The organism is Streptomyces sp. NBC_01775, from assembly GCF_035917675.1.
In the GTDB taxonomy this organism is placed as follows: Bacteria; Actinomycetota; Actinomycetes; order Streptomycetales; family Streptomycetaceae; genus Streptomyces.
On record NZ_CP109104.1, the window covers coordinates 2294643 to 2310047 of the forward strand.

Here is a 15405-nt window from a genome sequence, read left to right on the forward strand (position 1 = left end):
ACCCCGTACGTCTTCCCGCTCTCTCGTTCCGGAAGGGATTTCATGTCCAAGCTCGGATTCCGCCGTCTCGTCGTCCTGGCCGCCACCGCCGCCCTCGCCCTGCCGCTCGGTCTCGCGCAGGCCGGCGCCGCCACCCCGGCAAAAGCCGAAGCCGCGCGCTCCTCGGCACCGGCCGCCCCGTTCCCCGGCGCGTACCTCTCGCCCTGGGGCGACGCCGACGTCGCGATCGCACCGCAGGCCCAGAAGTGGCTGGAGCGAGAGGGCATCACCTTGAAGGCGATCAGCCCCTTCAAGATGCACGCGGACGGCAAGGGCTTCAGCATGCCGATCGGCGCCACGGCGGGCGACGGACTCGACTCCAAGGGCCGCATCTTCTATCCGGGCGGCCTGAAGCTGCACCATGCCGCCTCCGGCCAGACTGTCACCCTCAAGCCGACCTGGATCCGCGTCATGCCGCGCCCTGGGTACGCGGCGGGCGTGGAGCTGAACGGAAGGACCATCTCGGAGGAGACACAGATCGCCGACACCCACTACGACGAGGTGATGACGAGCGCCCGTCCCAGCCCGACTGGCTGGCGCCTGGAGAAGGTGCCCTTCTACTTCACCCAGGACGCCAAGGACCTGATCGAGAAGTACAGCGACATCAACGCACCGGAGCCCGGCACGCCGTTCGGCACACTGTCGCCGAACTTCGACTACATCCCCACCAAGTCGTCCTCGGACATGCCCGGCCCCAGCCTCCCGGGGCTGCCCGGCTGACCTTTCGCTGACCGCCGCCAGCCCCGGGCGAGGGCGCCCACCGACCGTCCCGGAAGCCGGATCCAATCAGGCGGGTGCCCTCGCCCCCTGCCTGCCCGAACCACATTCGACAGGCCCGCGCCGGATGCTCGCTAATCTCCGTCTGAAACCAGCTTCAGGGAGACCGAGTTGATGCAGTACCGCTGGTCCGTGGGTGTGGCGTAGCCCTCGCCCTCGAAGACGTGGCCGAGGTGGGAGCCGCAGCGGGCGCAGCGTACCTCTGTGCGGATCATGCCCATCGACCGGTCCGTCAGCAGCTCGACGGCCTCGGACCGGGCCGGGTCGTAGAAGCTGGGCCAGCCGCAGTGGGAGGCGAACTTGGTGTCGGAGCGGAACAGCTCGGCGCCGCAGGCCCGGCACGCGTAGGCGCCCGTGGTCTCCGTGTCCGTGTACTCGCCGGTGAAGGCGCGCTCGGTGCCGCCCTCGCGCAGCACCTGGTATTCCTCCGGGCTCAGCTCCGCGCGCCACTGCTCCTCGGGCTTGTCGATCTCGTATGCCATCTCGGCTCCTCCGCGCTCGTTGCCGTCCAGGGCCGCCGTCGGCGGGGTCACTCCGCCAGCCTGCCGAGAATCCTCGGCCCCAGCTCGGTGACGTCTCCGGCTCCCATGGTGAGAACGAGATCGCCCGGCCCCGCCATTCCCACGACCGCCTCGACGGCCTCATCGGGTGCCCCGGCGGCGCTGACCGCCGCCCCGGCCGCGCGTGCGGCCTCGGTGATCAGGGCGCTGGTCACGCCCGGGATCGGGTCCTCGCGGGCGGGATAGACGGGCAGCACGACGGAGCCGTCGGCCAGCGCCAGGGCCTGGCCCATCTCCTTGCCCAGCTCCTGGGTGCGGCTGAAGAGGTGCGGCTGGAAGAGCACCAGCACGCGCCCCCCGGCGGCGCCGCCCCTGATGGCCTCCAGGTCGGCGGCCATCTCGGTGGGGTGGTGCGCGTAGGAGTCGATGACCTGCACGCCGCGCGCCTCGCCCTTGAGCTGGAGGCGGCGCTTGACGCCGGTGTACGAGGCGATCGCGCCGGCCAGCCCGTCGGCCGGCACACCCAGCGCGGCACCGGCCGTGAGCGCCGCGACGGCGTTGAGGGCGTAGTGCCTGCCGGGCACGGACACGCCGAAGGTCAGCTCCTGGCCGTCGAGGAGGACGGTGACCTCGCTGGTCAGTCCCTTCGGGGTGATCTTCAGGACCCGTACGTCGGCGTCGTCCGCCTCGCCATACGTACGGACGCTGAGCGCGCGGGTACCAGCGGCGTCCCGCACCCGGCGGGCCAGCTCGCGGGCGCCCTCGTGGTCGGCGGAGATCACCAGGGTGCCGCCGTCCGCGATGCGCCCGGCGAAGATCTCGAAGGACTCGTAGATCTCTTCCATGGACGCGTAGTTGGCGTGGTGATCCAGCTCGACGTTGAGGACGACGGCGACCTCCGGCGCGTACTTGTGGAAGCTGCGGTCGCTTTCGTCCGCCTCGGCGACGAAGATCTCGCCCGTGCCCTGGTGGGCGTTGGAGCCGGGGCCGTCCAGGTCGCCGCCGATGGCGTACGAGGGGTCCAGGCCCATGGACCCGAGGCTGACCGCGAGCATGGAGGTGGTCGTCGTCTTGCCGTGCGTCCCGGCAACGGCCAGCGGCCGGAGGCCGTCCATCAGCCCGGCGAGCGCGTCCGAGCGGTGCACCACGGGCAGGCCGCGCCGCCCCGCCTCGACGATCTCCGGGTTGTCCTCCCGGATGGCGCTGGAGACGACGACGGCGGTGGCGTCGGGGGCGAGGTGCGCGGCTTGGTGGCCGATGTGGACGGTGACGCCCAGGTCGCGCAGCGCCACGGCCGTCGCCGACTCCCGCGCGTCGCTGCCCGCGACCGTCGCCCCGCGCCGCGCCAGGATCTTCGCGATCCCCGACATCCCCGCTCCGCCGATCCCGATGAAGTGCGGCCGTTCCATGGCGGGCGGCAGGGCGGGGGTGGCGGCGGCGGTCATACGGGCGTCTCCAGAACTCGGCGAACGGCTGAGGGGGTGCGGCTCACCTTATGCGGTCGGCCGCCCCTCTCCCCAGCTCCCCGGTCCGCGAGCGCCGGTCCGTGCGCGCCGGTCCGTGCGCGTCAGTCCGTGTGCGCGAACAGCTTCAGCACCGGGACGCCCACCTTGTGGCGGGCGCGGGAGGCCCAGTCGCGGTGGAAGAACTCCTCCACCAGGTGGGGCGCGGTCAGCACGATGACCTCGTCGGCGTCCGTCTGCTCGGCGACGGAGGTGAGCAGGTCGAGGGGGTGCTCCTCGATGATCTGGCCGACAGCCTCGCAGCCGGCGTCTCTCAGACGTTTGAGCGACAGCTCCAGTGCCTGCTCGGCGGGCCCGAGCGCCTCGCCGCCCTCGGGCTCCTCGCCCTCGCGCGCGGCGTCCTCCAGCTCGCCGAGCGCCACGTCGTCCAGCGCCCGCAACAGCAGGTCCTGGTCGCCGCGCGGCTGCATGAGCACGACGAAGGAGACGGTCTCCTCGCCGTGCAGCGTCGTCACCAGCTCGACGTCGGCGGACACCAGAGGCTTCTCGATCATCAACACGGTCGTGATCACGACGGGTGTCCTTCCTGTCTGCGTGAGTGGGGGTCTCGGCCCCGGAAGAGAAACCATCCTGCCCCGTGTGCACAGGGGCCTGCGCTTGTCAGTCTGCCCAGCGGGGGGTAAGCGGAACGTGTCATTCCGCTGATTGCCGGTAGCGACGGTAACGCGTGAAGAGGAAGCCGTCCTCCTCCAGGACCCCGTCGAGCGTGAACTCGTCGGGCACCGGGAGGACCGGCCCCTTGGTGATCCGCGGGGCGTCGCCGACGGTGATCCTTGGCGCAAGGGAAAGACATAGCTCGTCGAGTACCCCGGCTGCGGCGAAACCTCCCAGCAGAGTCGGGCCCCCCTCCGTCAACTGCCGCCCCAGGCCCCGCGCGGCGAGGGCCTCGGGCACCCGCGCCGGGTCCACCGCGGCGCCCTCACCCGCGAACACGACCTCGGCACCCGCCTCCCTCGCCAGCGCGAGCCGCGCCGGCGGCGCGCTCACGCCGGTCACCAGCAAGGTCGGCACCACGGGCTCGGTGAACAGCGGCAGCGAGAAATCCAGCTCCAGACCGGCGCTCACCACGGCGATGGCGGGCGCCGGGGGCTGCCCGGCAGCGGCCCGCCGCTCGGCGAAGGCCGCCCGGGGCTTGGCGGGACGGTAGCCCTCCTGCCGTACGGTCTGGGCGCCGACCACGACCACATCGGCGAGCGCCCGCAGCACACCGAAGATCCCCATGTCGGCCTTGGAGGAGAGGGGCTGGGAGCGCCCGCCGTGGTGGATGGCGCCGTCCAGTGACGCCACCATGTTGCCGCGCAGCCACGCTCCGGAGGCACCCGAGGCGCCCGCGGCACGCTCCTCCAAGGGCGGGTAGGCGTACTCCTCGGCGATCTCCTCAAGGCTCCACTCGGGCGCCGGTGCGGGGGCTGAGCTGGATGGGAACAGGCGTCGCATAGGCCGCAGTGTGGCACGGAGCACGCCCGGTGGGCGGGGCACCCGCAGGGATGGGCGGACTAGCATGACAATCGTGTCAACCACCGAAGCGCGCGTGCCCGCCCCCGGATCCGGCCCGGACTCCCCCTCACACCGAGACGGCCGAGGCGAGGCCCCCGTGGCGCTCGGTGCCCGCGAGCCGCTGGTTCCCGCGGACCGGCTCGTGGCCGAGATGGTGCCGCCCCCGCGCTTCGACGGCGTGCGCTTCTCCACGTACATACCCGACCCGGGGCAGCCGAGCCAGACCGAGGCGGTACGGGTGCTCAGCGCCTTCGCCGAGGGCCTGGGCGGCGGCACCGGGGCACCCCGGAGCAGCCGGAAGCGATGGTTCCGGCGCGAGCCGAAGGCCGTCGCACCCGCCGGGCCGCGCGGCGTCTACCTGGACGGCGGCTACGGCGTCGGCAAGACCCACCTGCTGGCCTCCCTGTGGCACGCGGCATCGGCGGCCCCCGAGCGCAAGGCGTTCGGCACCTTCGTCGAGCTGACCAACCTCGTGGGCGCCCTCGGCTTCCAGCAGACGGTGCGCACCCTCAGCGGCCACCAGTTGCTGTGCATCGACGAGTTCGAGCTGGACGACCCGGGCGACACGGTGCTCGTCTCCAGCCTGCTGGCACGCCTGGTGGAGAACGGGGTCGCGCTCGCGGCCACCTCCAACACCCTGCCTGGCAAGCTGGGCGAGGGCCGCTTCGCCGCCGCCGACTTCCTGCGCGAGATACAGGGCCTCTCGGCGCGCTTCCGCCCCCTGCGCATCGACGGCGAGGACTACCGGCACCGGGGACTGCCCGAGGCCCCCGAGCCCTACAGCGACGACGAGGTGACCGCCGCGGCGCGGCGCACACCGGGCGCCTCCCTCGACGGCTTCCCCGCGCTCCTCGGCCACCTCTCCACGGTCCATCCGAGCCGCTACGGCGCGCTCGTCGACGGCGTCGAGGCCGTGTGCCTGACGGACGTCACGCCGGTGCCCGACCAGTCGACGGCGCTGCGGCTGGTGGTGCTGGCCGACCGGCTCTACGACCGCGAGGTGCCGGTCCTCGCCTCCGGGGTGCCCTTCGACGAGCTCTTCAGCGAGGAGATGCTCCGGGGCGGATACCGCAAGAAGTACTTCCGGGCCATATCCCGGCTGACCGCCCTCGCTCGGGACGGCAAGGAACTGGTCAGGGCATAACGCCGAGTTGTGTCGCGGGCGGTGTGCGCCCGCCCCGCTGCGTGGTACACACACCGGGTCACCTGTCCGCCAACAGGGAAGAGTGCCCGATGACCACGACACGACGTCAAGCACTGGCGAGAGCCGGCGCCGCGGGGGCGGCCGTCGCCTTCAGCGGCGCGCTCTCCGAACTGTTCGCGGGGACCGCCGCGGCCCAGGCCACCGGCGGCAGCGCCGGCTACGGCCCGCTCGTCCCCGACCCCGACGGCCTGCTCGACCTGCCCAAGGGCTTCCGCTACAAGGTGCTCTCCCGCGAGGGCGACCCGCTCCCCTCCGGCGAGGGCAAGGTACCCAGCAACTGCGACGGTATGGCCGCCTTCGCCGCGTCGCGCTCGCACGACGACCGGCACGGCAAGGGCACCACCTGGCTGGTGCGCAACCACGAGAACCGGATGGACGGGCGGGTCCCCGTACCCACCGTCAAGGGCCTCACCTACGACCCGGCGGCCAAGGGCGGCTGCACCGTCCTGGAGCTGGACCGGCACAACAACGTGCTGACCGAACGCGTCGGCATCGCGGGCACCTCCACCAACTGCGCGGGCGGCCCCAGCCTCTGGGACACCTGGCTGACCTGCGAAGAGACCGAGTTCAAAGCCGGGGAAGAGGGCCATACCAAGGACCACGGCTACATCTTCGAGGTCGGGTTCGACCGCCGCCGCCCCACCTCCGTCGAACCCCTGACCGCGATGGGCCGCTTCCAGCACGAGGCCGTCGCCTTCGACCCGCACACCGGCGTCGTCTACGAGACCGAGGACGCCTTCGAGAAGCCGTTCGGGCTCTTCTACCGCTTCCTGCCCAAGAAGCCCAAGGGCGGCTACGGCTCGCTCCACGCGGGCGGCAGGCTGGAGGCCATGCGGGTGCCGGGCGTGCCCGACCTGTCGGCCGTCACCGAGACGGGCAAGACCTTCGACGGCGTCGAATGGGTCGAGGTCCCCGACCCGCTCGCCAAGGAAACCCCCGTCCGCCTCCAGGACTTCGGCAAGGGCGGCATCACCCACGCCCAGAAGCTGGAGGGGGTCTACTGGGGCGGCTCGTGCGTGTACTTCGTCTCCAGCTACGCGCGCAGCGCGGAGGGCTCGCAGGGCGACCACTTCGGGCAGATCTGGCGCTACGACCCGAAGCGGCGCAGCCTCACGCTGGTCATCCTCTTCGGCCCCGGCACGGACCTCCAGCTTCCCGGTGAGGAGCCGGACAACATCTGCCTCGCCCCCAGCGGCGGCCTGATGGTGTGCGAGGACGGCGCCGGAGCGCAGCACGTCTTCGGGCTCACCCGCCAGGGGAAGGTCTACGCGATGGCCCGCGGCGCGCAGAACCTCGGCACGCCGGAAGAGCCGGAGTGGGGCGAGTTCGCGGGCGTCACCTTCTCCCCCGACCACCGCACGATGTACGTCAACTGCTACACCCCCGGCACGACCTTCGCCATCACCGGCCCCTGGCACCACTGACCGCTGCGCGGTCGTTTTCCCGCTGAATGGTTGCCCTCCCCCTTGAGACCGGGGGGAGGGCCCCCTGTCCCCGGCGGACGATGGGCAGGCCGCGGTGACGGCGGAGAGGGCACGCGGCGCGTGGCCGCCGTGACGGCGGAGAGGGCACGCGGCGCGCGTGGCCGCTCGCCGTCCCGGCGGAAGAGGGTCTTTCCCGCCTCAACGGCGCCCGCTCCCGCGACGACGGTCCGGCGGCACGACGATCCCGCCGAACCCCCGCCATCCCGGCCGCCCGCCGTCGCGGCGGGAAAAGGTCGCGGCGGGAAAAAGCTACGCGCGGTGGCGGGTCGTCAGGGCGGCTGCTGTGGCGGTTGTCAGGGCCAGGGCCAGGGCGGTCAGGAGGGGGAACCACGGGGCATGGGGGGTGCCTTCGGATGAGGCTCGGACCAGGCCGGTGACGGCCGCGTTCGCGGGGGACGCACCGAGGGCGAGGGTCAGGATGGTGCCGAGCAGCGTGGTGCTGACGGCCCGGCCGGGCGACCGCACCAACGGCCGGTTGCACAGGGTGCCGACCGCCACTCCGGCGAACACACAGGTGAGCACCGCGCACAGCCCCGCGACGGTCGCCATCGCGACCGGCACGGAGGCGGTGCCGTTGGTCGTCTTCGGGGCGCTGATCGCGACGACGACCCCCACCCCCGCACAGCCGAGCACCGCCGCGAACACCCCGCCTGCGGCGACCGCGGCCAGGTGCGCACGGGTGGGCCCCGCCGCGGCCGACGCGCAGTGCCGCGCCGCGTCGGGCTCACTCGTCACACAGATCCGTACCAGCCAGGCGGCGGGCGGCAGGAGCAGGGCGGCGACGAGGCCGAGCGAGTCGAGCAGCGGTTCTCCTGGCCGTACGCCGACCGAGAGCAGCCCCGCGTACAGCAGCAGCGGTGCCAGCCACCGCTGGGACCGCAGGAGCAGGGCGAGTTGATAGCGCACGAGCGCACCCATGACGGTCACGCCTGCCCCCTCGCCCCGCGCACGGGGTGTACTGAGCGCACATGCCAGGGCGGCCGGGCCCCCAGCAGGGCCCGCAGCGCCGCGTCGGACTCCGTGGCGGGCACCGTCAGCGACAGCAGTCCGTCCGGATGCAACGTGCCCCGCGCACCATCCGGCAGTGCGCCGGGCACTCCGGCTCCGGGCGCCCCCTCTGCCTCGATACGCGTCAGCGCGATCCCTCCAGCGCCCCCCATACCTCCCATATCCACCGTGCCCCTCGCGCTCCGGGCGTTCCCCGCGTTTCCCACGCTTCCCGTGTCCCCCGCGCCCGGCACGGACGCGGAACGCCCCTCTTTGATGCGCAGCGAGGCATCCGGCTCGCCCGCGAGGCGCCGGGGGTCGTGGTCGACGAAGACGACGGCGCCGCCGTCCGCGACCCGTTCGCGCACCGCCTCGTCCAAGGTGGCGCGCGCGGGCTGGTCCAGCCCGGTCCACGCCTCGTCGAGCAGCAGCAGTCCGGGGCGGCCGAGCAGCCCCTGGGCGACGGCGACCTTCTGGCTGCTGCCCTTGGACAGCTCGCGCAGTCGCGTGTGCGCGTACTCCTGGGCGTCGAACCGTTCGAGGAGCTCCCGTCCGGCGTCGGCCGCCGCGCGCGAGCGCAGCCCGCGTACCCGGCCGAGGTGCGTGAGGTAGGCGAGCGCGGTCAGCGGCAGCGCGGCGGGAAAGCGCTCCGGCACATATCCGCGTGCTGGCGCCCGGCCGCTGATGCGCCCGGCGCTGGGCGCGTCGATGCCCGCGAGCAGCCGCAGCAGAGTCGACTTCCCGCTTCCGTTGCCGCCTTCGACGCGCAGGAGTCCGCCGCCGCGCAGCTCCAGATCGACCTCGCGCAACACCCAGGGACCGCCGCGCCCGTAGCGGCGGCCGACGCCTTCAAGTCGTATCGCCCAGCTCATGAGGGCACGTTAGCCGCTGGCAGACTGGACGTGTGACCGATTCCCCTGCCACACCGTCCACTCCGCCCGACTCGTCCGACGCGTCGCATCCGACCGACGCGTCGCATCCGACCGACGCGTCCGAAGCATCCGACCCGTCCGACCCGTCCGACCCGCTGGCACAGCCCGACCAGTACGCGCTGCCGCTGGTGGTCCGCGTCGAACGCGGCACGCCGCCCGCGCGTACGGACGCCATGGAGACGGCCGCCCGCGCCGTGCTGAGCCTGCTCGCCGATCCGCGTACCACCGAGGAGACCGGCGCGTGGCACAAGCGGGTGCGGCTGTGGGAGGAGCGCGCCATCCGGAAGGTCGTACGGCGGGCGCGCGGCGCGGAGTGGCGGCGCGCGGAGCCGTTGGAGGGGCTCACGGTGACGGGCGCCTCGGCGGAGGTCCGGGCCTTCCCGCCGGTGCCGCTGGACGGCTGGCCCAAGGAACTGGCGCGGCTCCAGGTCTCGGGCACCGACCTGACGGACCCGGAGCCTCCGGGTCCGCCCGCCGAAGGTGTTCCCGTCCTGTGGCTGAACCCCCGTCTGGAGATGTCCGCCGGCAAGGCGATGGCCCAAGCCGCACACGGCGCCCAGCTCGCCTGGTGGCGGCTGGACGGCGCCCGTCGCGCGGCCTGGCACGACGCGGACTTCCCCCTCGCGGTGCGCCCCGCACGCGACGACGCACACTGGGCCGCACTGGTCGGCAGCGGGCTGCCGGTCGTACGGGACGCGGGCTTCACGGAGATCGCCCCGGGATCGTGCACGGTCGTCGCCGAACACCCGGCGGACGACGCGGACGGACCGGGGCAGGAGTAGAGGCCCAGGCCCAGGCGGGGCCAGGGCCGAAGTCGGGGCTGAAGCTCAAATCGCCCTCTGAACCGCGCCGTACGAGGATTCGTCTCCTGTGAACAGAGCAGGAGCACTGGCATCCGTGCGCGGCGGCGAAGGGAAGGGCGACATGGACATGGTCCGCCAAGGGGAGCGGCTGGGGCGGCTGGGCACCGGTATCGGCTGGCGGCCCGAGATCGCGGACGCCATCGAGGACCCGGACACGCTGCCGGGCATCGAGTGGGTCGAGGCGGTCGCCGAAAACCTCTGCCCCGGCCATCTGCCCGACTCCCTCCAGAGGCTGCTCGCCCGGGGCACGACCGTCGTCCCGCACGGCGTCTCCCTCGGCCTCGGCGGCGCCGAGCGGCCCGACCCCGGCCGGCTGCGGGCCCTCGCCGAGTGCGCCGAGGCGCTCGGCGCACCGCTGGTGACCGAGCACATCGCGTTCGTCCGCGCGGGCGGACCCGGGACCGGCGCGCCCCGCATGGAGGCCGGGCACCTGCTGCCGGTGCCCCGTACCCGCGACGCGCTGGACGTCCTGTGCGAGAACGTACGCATCGCCCAGGACGCGCTCCCCGTACCGCTGGCCGTCGAGAACATCGCCGCGCTCCTCAACTGGCCCGACGAGGAGATGAGCGAGGGCGCCTTCCTCGCGGAGCTGGTGGAGCGCACCGGCGTCGGACTGCTGATCGACGTCGCCAACCTGCACACCAACCACGTCAACCGCAGCGAGGACCCCGCCGCCGCACTCGACCGGCTCCCGCTGGAGGCGCTCGCCTACGTGCACGTCGCGGGCGGTGTCGAGCGGGGCGGCGTCTGGCACGACAGCCACGGGCACCCCGTGACGCAGCCCGTGCTCGACGTGCTGGCCGAGCTGTGCGCCCGCACGGTGCCGCCCGGGGTGCTGCTGGAGCGCGACGAGGACTTTCCGCCCGCGACGGAGCTGGCCCGCGAGCTGGCGACGATCCGCGCCACCGTGGAAGGCGCCGCGCATGTCTGAGCCCGCCTTGGGGCCCGCCGCTGTGCCCGCCTCCACCGATGCCGCGCGCATGCGGCTGGCCGAGGCACAGACCGCGCTGCTGAGCGCACTGGTCGCCGGGGCCCCGGCGCCGGACGGCTTCGACCGCGTCCGGCTCGACGTCCAGCGCAGGGCGCTGGGCGCCAAGCGGGCGGACGTCGTCGCCAAGGTCGCCCCCGAACTGCCCGTCATCCTCGGCGAAGCCGAGTACCGCACGGCGTTCGCGGCGTACGCCGCGGGCCGCCCCATGACCGCGAACTACCGCTGGGACGCCCTGCATTTCGCCGCCCACGTCTTGCGGAATGTCCGCCTCCCCCGCGCCCGACGCAAGCTCTTGAAACGCTGGCACGCGGAAAGAGCCGCCCCCACCCCACCCCGCTCCTGAGAGACCCTCTTCCCGCTGCGGCGAAAAGGTGCGGGCCCCACCCAAGAGGTGCCCCGACCATTGATCGTGAGGCTCGCCCGCTGATCGTGAGGCTCGCCCGCGCGGCCGGCGCGAGGCACAAAATGGGCCGCTCCGCAGGTTGGGGAGGGCGGGTGGAGGAGGTGGAGGCTCTTACGGGGGGTCCCCCGCGACATCTTCGGGCGGTGCTTTACATCGCCTGATAAGCGGATGAGCATCCAAATCGGCGTGCCCTCCGGCACAGCTGACGGTGCGACGAACGGGGAGCCCCAGTGCGCGCAGCAGCGATCCACGCAGCGATCCATTCGACAGCCGGCGCCCTGGCCCTCACGCTGGCGGCGGCCGTCCCCGCCGGAGCCCTGTCCGGGACGCCGGAAACGCCAGGAACGCCGGCGCCACAGGCACAGGCACAGGCACTCGGACCGCAGGCGAGCCCTCCCGACAGCGCCCCGCAGTCGCTGGGCGTGCTGACGGCCGCCGCCCAGGCCGCCGAGGCGGGCATCAACTGGACGAAGTGCCCGGCCACCGAGCACCTCCCCCAGCCCATCGAGTGCGGCACCGTCTCCGTACCGGTCGACTACGCCGCGCCGCACGGCGACAAGATCGCCCTCACGGTGAGCAGGGCCAAGGCCACCGGCGAGGCCGGGCAGCGGCTGGGCCCGCTGGTGTACAACCCGGGCGGACCCGGCGGCAACGGGATGAGCTTCCCGCTGTACGGCAAGCTCGTCGGCGGCGTATGGAAGCGCCTCAACGCCCGCTACGACTTCGTGGGCTTCGCGCCGCGCGGCGTCGGCCGCTCGGGACCCCTCTCGTGCCAGGACCCCAAGCGTTTCCTGACGTCGCCGAACGTCTCGCCCCGGCACCCGTCGTCCGCGTTCAAGCAGAAGATGAACAAGCAGGCGGCGGCGTACGCGCAAGGCTGTGCCCGGACCCAGGGCAGCCGGCTGCCGCACTACACGACGCCGAACAACGCCCGCGACCTCGATGTGCTGCGCGCCGCGCTGGGCCAGCGGAAGCTGAACTATCTCGGCGTCTCCTACGGCACCTACATCGGCTCGGTCTACGCCACGCTCTTCCCCGGCCATGTGCGCCGCCTGGTGCTGGACAGCGTCGTCAACCCGTCGCCGGACAGCGTCTGGTACCAGGCGAACCTGGACCAGAACCGCGCGTTCGAGACCCGCTGGAGCGACTGGAAGCAGTGGGTGGCCCAGCACGGGGCGACCTACGGGCTGGGCAGTACGCCACGGCAGGTGCAGCGGGCCTTCGACGAGGTCAGGGCCGCCGTCGACCGCAAGCCGGCGGGCGGCAAGGTGGGGTCCAAGGAGCTGGTGGCCGCCTATCTGGACACCGGGTACGCCGACTCGACCTGGGCACCGGCCGCGAGCGCGCTCTCCCGCTTCCGCAAGGGCGATCCCAAGCCGCTGGTGAAGATGGCGGCGCCGCAGCCGGCGTCGGCGAAGGGCGAGGAGAACGGCAACGCCGTCTACAACGCGGTCGAGTGCCAGGACGCGCCCTGGCCGCGCGACTGGGAGCGCTGGGAGCGGGACAACACCGCGTCTGCGAGGATCGCGCCGTTCAACACCTGGGAAAACGTCTGGATGAACTTGCCGTGCGCCTATTGGAAGACCACGCCCTCCCAGCCGCTGGATGTGCGCACACAGCCGGGCCAGCTGCCGCCGGTGCTGCTGGTGGCCGCGACGCGTGACGCGGCGACGCCGTACGAGGGCGCGGTGGAGACCCACCGGCGGCTGCCGGGCTCGTCCCTGGTGACGGAGAACGGCGCGGGCAACCACGGAGTGACCGGCGGCAACAAGTGCGCCGACGAGCACGTGGAGCGCTATCTGCTGGAGGGCAAGACGCCGGGCGACCAGGCGGAGTGCCCGGCGCGTCCGGCACCCCGCCCGAAAGCGAAGCAGCCCGTCAAGATGAAGCCCGTCTCCAACGCCAGGGCGTCCCGCTAGCCCGGGCGGGCCGGGCCGGCGGGTCGGGTCGGGTCGGCGGATCGGGCAGCGGGGGCAGCCGCCGGCCCAGGCTCTAGGCCAGCCCGGAGACCAGCTCGGCGAGCGGCTTGCGGCGGCCGGTGTAGAACGGGATCTCCTCGCGTACGTGCCGCCGCGCCTCCGAGCCGCGCAGGTGCCGCATCAGGTCGACGATGCGGTGCAGTTCGTCGGCCTCGAAGGCGAGCACCCACTCGTAGTCGCCCAGCGAGAAGGCGGGCACGGTGTTGGCGCGTACGTCGGGGAAGCCGCGGGCCATCTTGCCGTGGTCGGCGAGCATCCGGCGGCGATCCTCGTCGGGCAGCAGGTACCACTCGAGGGAGCGCACGAAGGGGTAGACGCTCACATAGGCGCGCGGCTCCTCGTCGGCGAGGAAGGCCGGGATGTGCGACTTGTTGAACTCGGCGGGGCGGTGCAGCGCCATGTTCGACCAGACGGGCTCCAGGGCACGGCCCAGCCTGGTGCGGCGGAAGCGGTTGTACGCCTCCTGGAGCGCCTCGGACTCCTCGGCGTGCCACCAGATCATCACGTCCGCGTCGGCGCGCAGCCCGGAGACGTCGTAGGTGCCGCGCACCACCACGTCCTTGGCGGCGAGCTGGCCGAACAGCTCTTCGACCTCGTCCGCGTATCCGGCGCGGTCCTCGGGCAGGACGTCGCGCAGCCGGAAGACCGACCACAGCGTGTAGCGGATGACCTCGTTGAGGTCCTTGGCCTTCTTGCCCGCGTTGGCGGGCTTCTGCGGTGTCTCGGTCATGGCGCTATTCTCGCTCGCTCTTCTCCCCCGCCCGCGCGAGGGTCGCCTCTGTGGTCCCGGTCAGGAGGTGACCGGCTGCTCGCCGCCCGCTCGCGACGCAGGCCGGGATGCCCACGCCCGCGTAGGCGGCCCCCGCCAGGGCCAGTCCGGGCACGGCGGCGACGGCGGCGACGGCGGCCTCGATGTCCGCGACCCGGTCCAGGTGCCCGACCGGGTACTGCGGGAGGCCGTCGTACCAGCGTGTGACGACGGAGTCGACGGGGGTCGCCGCCAGCCCGGTCGCGGTGCGCAGGTCGCCCAGGGACAGCTCGACCAGTTCCGCGTCGTCGCGGGCCAGCACCGCTTCCTCGCCGAAGCGGCCCAGCGAGGTGCGCAGCACGAACAGCGAGGGGTCCTGGGCCGCGACCCAGCCCCACTTGTGGGTGGAGAAGGTGGCCGCCTTGATGGAGCGGCCGTCGACCGGGGGCACCAGGAAGCCACTGCCGTCGGGGAGTTCCCCGGCCTCGGACCTGCGGAAGGCCAGGGTGACCAGGGCCATCGAGGCGTACTCGATCCGGTCGAGTTTCGCCGAGGCCGTAGGGGCCGCCGGGGCCAGGAGCCGGGCGGCGGCGGGCGCGGGTACGGCCACCACGACGGCGTCGGCGCTCACCGTCCCGTGGTCGGTCACCGCCGTCCAGGCCGCCGGTCCGGCGGACGTCGCGCCGCGCGGTTCGCGTACGGGGGTGCCGCGGCGCAGCTCGCGTACGGGGGTGCTCAGGCGGATGTCGGCGCCCCGCGCCGCACACGCGTCCGCCACGGCCCCGGGCAGCCGGCCGATGCCGCCTTCGAGGCCCATGAAGACCGGGCCCTGGGGCGCGCGGGCCGTGCGCTGCACCGAGGCGGCGCGCTCCTGCACGGCGCGCACTCCGGCCAGCAGGGAACGCTTGTCACGCGCGGCCTCGAAGAGCTGCGGTACGGCGGCGCGCATCGAGATGCGGTACGCGTCACCCGCGTACACCCCGCCCAGCAGGGGCTCCACGAGCCGGTCGACGACCTCGCGGCCGAGCCGCTCGGCGACATAGGCGCCCACCGCCACATCGTCACCGATCTCGGTGCGGGGCAGCCGGCCGTCCTCGGCGATGCGGGCGAGCCCGTCGGGCGAGAGGACGCCGCCGAGCGCGGCGGGGTCACCGGGGACGCCCATCACATGCCCCTTGGGCATGGGGCGCACGGCGCCGCGCGTCCACAGGGCGCCGCCGGAGACCGAGGGCGGCTGGAGCTGGTCGCCGAGCCCGACGGCGCGGGCGAGTTCGACCGCCTCGGGGCGCCGCGCCAGCATGGACTCCGCACCCAGGTCGACGGCGGCGGTGCCGGCGACGCTCCCGGCGTGCAGCTTGCCGCCGAGCCGTGCCGATGCCTCCAGCAGGGTCACCCGCGCGCCGTCCGCCAGCAGTTGGTGCGCGGCGGCCAGGCCGGAGATGCCGCCTCCGATGACAAGTACGTGCATATGGGCAGTC

The 15405-nt window shown here is 73.2% G+C and carries 13 protein-coding genes and 1 pseudogene; 6 read left to right on the forward strand and 8 right to left on the reverse strand.

The genetic code is table 11. The annotated features are described in order from the left end of the window. Positions 1–42 precede the first annotated feature (42 nt). Positions 43–759 (forward strand): hypothetical protein, encoded by a 717-nt coding sequence (locus OHB04_RS10365; protein WP_326687380.1) that lies wholly within the window; start codon positions 43–45, stop codon positions 757–759. A gap of 131 nt (positions 760–890) precedes the next feature. Here the strand turns inward: OHB04_RS10365 and msrB are convergent, their stop codons facing one another. From msrB to OHB04_RS10385, 4 genes are all read right to left on the reverse strand, one after another. Then, on the reverse strand, positions 891–1298 hold the full coding sequence (msrB, locus tag OHB04_RS10370) for a peptide-methionine (R)-S-oxide reductase MsrB (protein WP_326692662.1): 408 nt from the start codon (positions 1296–1298) through the stop codon (positions 891–893). A 47-nt stretch (positions 1299–1345) separates the two neighbouring features. After that, positions 1346–2761 carry a UDP-N-acetylmuramate--L-alanine ligase gene (murC, locus tag OHB04_RS10375; protein WP_326687381.1) on the reverse strand — a complete coding sequence of 472 codons (1416 nt, stop codon included), beginning with the start codon at positions 2759–2761 and terminating at the stop codon, positions 1346–1348. Between the two features lie 122 nt (positions 2762–2883). Next, positions 2884–3351, reverse strand: a complete 468-nt coding sequence (locus OHB04_RS10380) for an indole-3-glycerol phosphate synthase (RefSeq protein ID WP_326687382.1) — start codon at positions 3349–3351, stop codon at positions 2884–2886. Between the two features lie 121 nt (positions 3352–3472). Continuing rightward, positions 3473–4276: a pyrimidine reductase family protein gene (locus OHB04_RS10385; protein ID WP_326687383.1), complete on the reverse strand. Its 804-nt coding sequence runs from the start codon at positions 4274–4276 to the stop codon at positions 3473–3475. Positions 4277–4340: 64 nt separating this feature from the next. Between OHB04_RS10385 and zapE the strand changes: the two genes are divergently transcribed. Then, positions 4341–5480: a cell division protein ZapE gene (gene zapE / locus OHB04_RS10390; protein ID WP_326807338.1), complete on the forward strand. Its 1140-nt coding sequence runs from the start codon at positions 4341–4343 to the stop codon at positions 5478–5480. An 89-nt stretch (positions 5481–5569) separates the two neighbouring features. Then, on the forward strand, positions 5570–6964 hold the full coding sequence (locus OHB04_RS10395) for an alkaline phosphatase PhoX (RefSeq protein WP_326687385.1): 1395 nt from the start codon (positions 5570–5572) through the stop codon (positions 6962–6964). A gap of 309 nt (positions 6965–7273) precedes the next feature. Here OHB04_RS10395 and OHB04_RS10400 read toward each other — a convergent pair whose 3' ends face one another. Further along, the gene (locus OHB04_RS10400; RefSeq protein WP_326692663.1) at positions 7274–7942 is read right to left on the reverse strand and encodes an ABC transporter; all 669 of its coding nucleotides are present in this window, start codon (positions 7940–7942) and stop codon (positions 7274–7276) included. A gap of 5 nt (positions 7943–7947) precedes the next feature. Continuing rightward, positions 7948–8883 carry an ABC transporter ATP-binding protein gene (locus tag OHB04_RS10405; RefSeq protein WP_326807339.1) on the reverse strand — a complete coding sequence of 312 codons (936 nt, stop codon included), beginning with the start codon at positions 8881–8883 and terminating at the stop codon, positions 7948–7950. 155 nt (positions 8884–9038) lie between these two features. On the opposite strand from OHB04_RS10405, the gene OHB04_RS10410 reads away from it, so the two are divergent. The 3 genes and pseudogenes from OHB04_RS10410 (at position 9039) to OHB04_RS10420 (ending at position 13119) form a co-directional block, all read left to right on the forward strand. Next, complete coding sequence (locus tag OHB04_RS10410; protein WP_326692664.1) at positions 9039–9725, forward strand: peptidyl-tRNA hydrolase; 687 nt, start codon at positions 9039–9041, stop codon at positions 9723–9725. Positions 9726–9873: 148 nt separating this feature from the next. Then, positions 9874–11140: pseudogene (locus tag OHB04_RS10415) on the forward strand (DUF692 domain-containing protein). Positions 11141–11430: 290 nt separating this feature from the next. After that, positions 11431–13119, forward strand: a complete 1689-nt coding sequence (locus tag OHB04_RS10420) for an alpha/beta hydrolase (RefSeq protein WP_326687387.1) — start codon at positions 11431–11433, stop codon at positions 13117–13119. A gap of 73 nt (positions 13120–13192) precedes the next feature. Here OHB04_RS10420 and hemQ read toward each other — a convergent pair whose 3' ends face one another. Continuing rightward, complete coding sequence (hemQ, locus tag OHB04_RS10425; protein WP_326687388.1) at positions 13193–13909, reverse strand: hydrogen peroxide-dependent heme synthase; 717 nt, start codon at positions 13907–13909, stop codon at positions 13193–13195. Positions 13910–13913: 4 nt separating this feature from the next. After that, positions 13914–15395 (reverse strand): protoporphyrinogen oxidase, encoded by a 1482-nt coding sequence (gene hemG, locus OHB04_RS10430; protein ID WP_326807340.1) that lies wholly within the window; start codon positions 15393–15395, stop codon positions 13914–13916. Between the last annotated feature and the right edge of the window lie 10 nt (positions 15396–15405).

Coding starts and splice junctions, on each gene's coding strand:
- OHB04_RS10365 (WP_326687380.1), top strand. CDS start 43: ATGTCCAAGCTCGGATTCCGCCGTCTCGTCGTCCTGGCCGCCACCGCC.
- msrB (WP_326692662.1), bottom strand. CDS start 1,298: ATGGCATACGAGATCGACAAGCCCGAGGAGCAGTGGCGCGCGGAGCTG.
- murC (WP_326687381.1), bottom strand. CDS start 2,761: ATGACCGCCGCCGCCACCCCCGCCCTGCCGCCCGCCATGGAACGGCCG.
- OHB04_RS10385 (WP_326687383.1), bottom strand. CDS start 4,276: ATGCGACGCCTGTTCCCATCCAGCTCAGCCCCCGCACCGGCGCCCGAG.
- zapE (WP_326807338.1), top strand. CDS start 4,341: ATGACAATCGTGTCAACCACCGAAGCGCGCGTGCCCGCCCCCGGATCC.
- OHB04_RS10395 (WP_326687385.1), top strand. CDS start 5,570: ATGACCACGACACGACGTCAAGCACTGGCGAGAGCCGGCGCCGCGGGG.
- OHB04_RS10400 (WP_326692663.1), bottom strand. CDS start 7,942: ATGGGTGCGCTCGTGCGCTATCAACTCGCCCTGCTCCTGCGGTCCCAG.
- OHB04_RS10405 (WP_326807339.1), bottom strand. CDS start 8,883: ATGAGCTGGGCGATACGACTTGAAGGCGTCGGCCGCCGCTACGGGCGC.
- hemQ (WP_326687388.1), bottom strand. CDS start 13,909: ATGACCGAGACACCGCAGAAGCCCGCCAACGCGGGCAAGAAGGCCAAG.
- hemG (WP_326807340.1), bottom strand. CDS start 15,395: ATGCACGTACTTGTCATCGGAGGCGGCATCTCCGGCCTGGCCGCCGCG.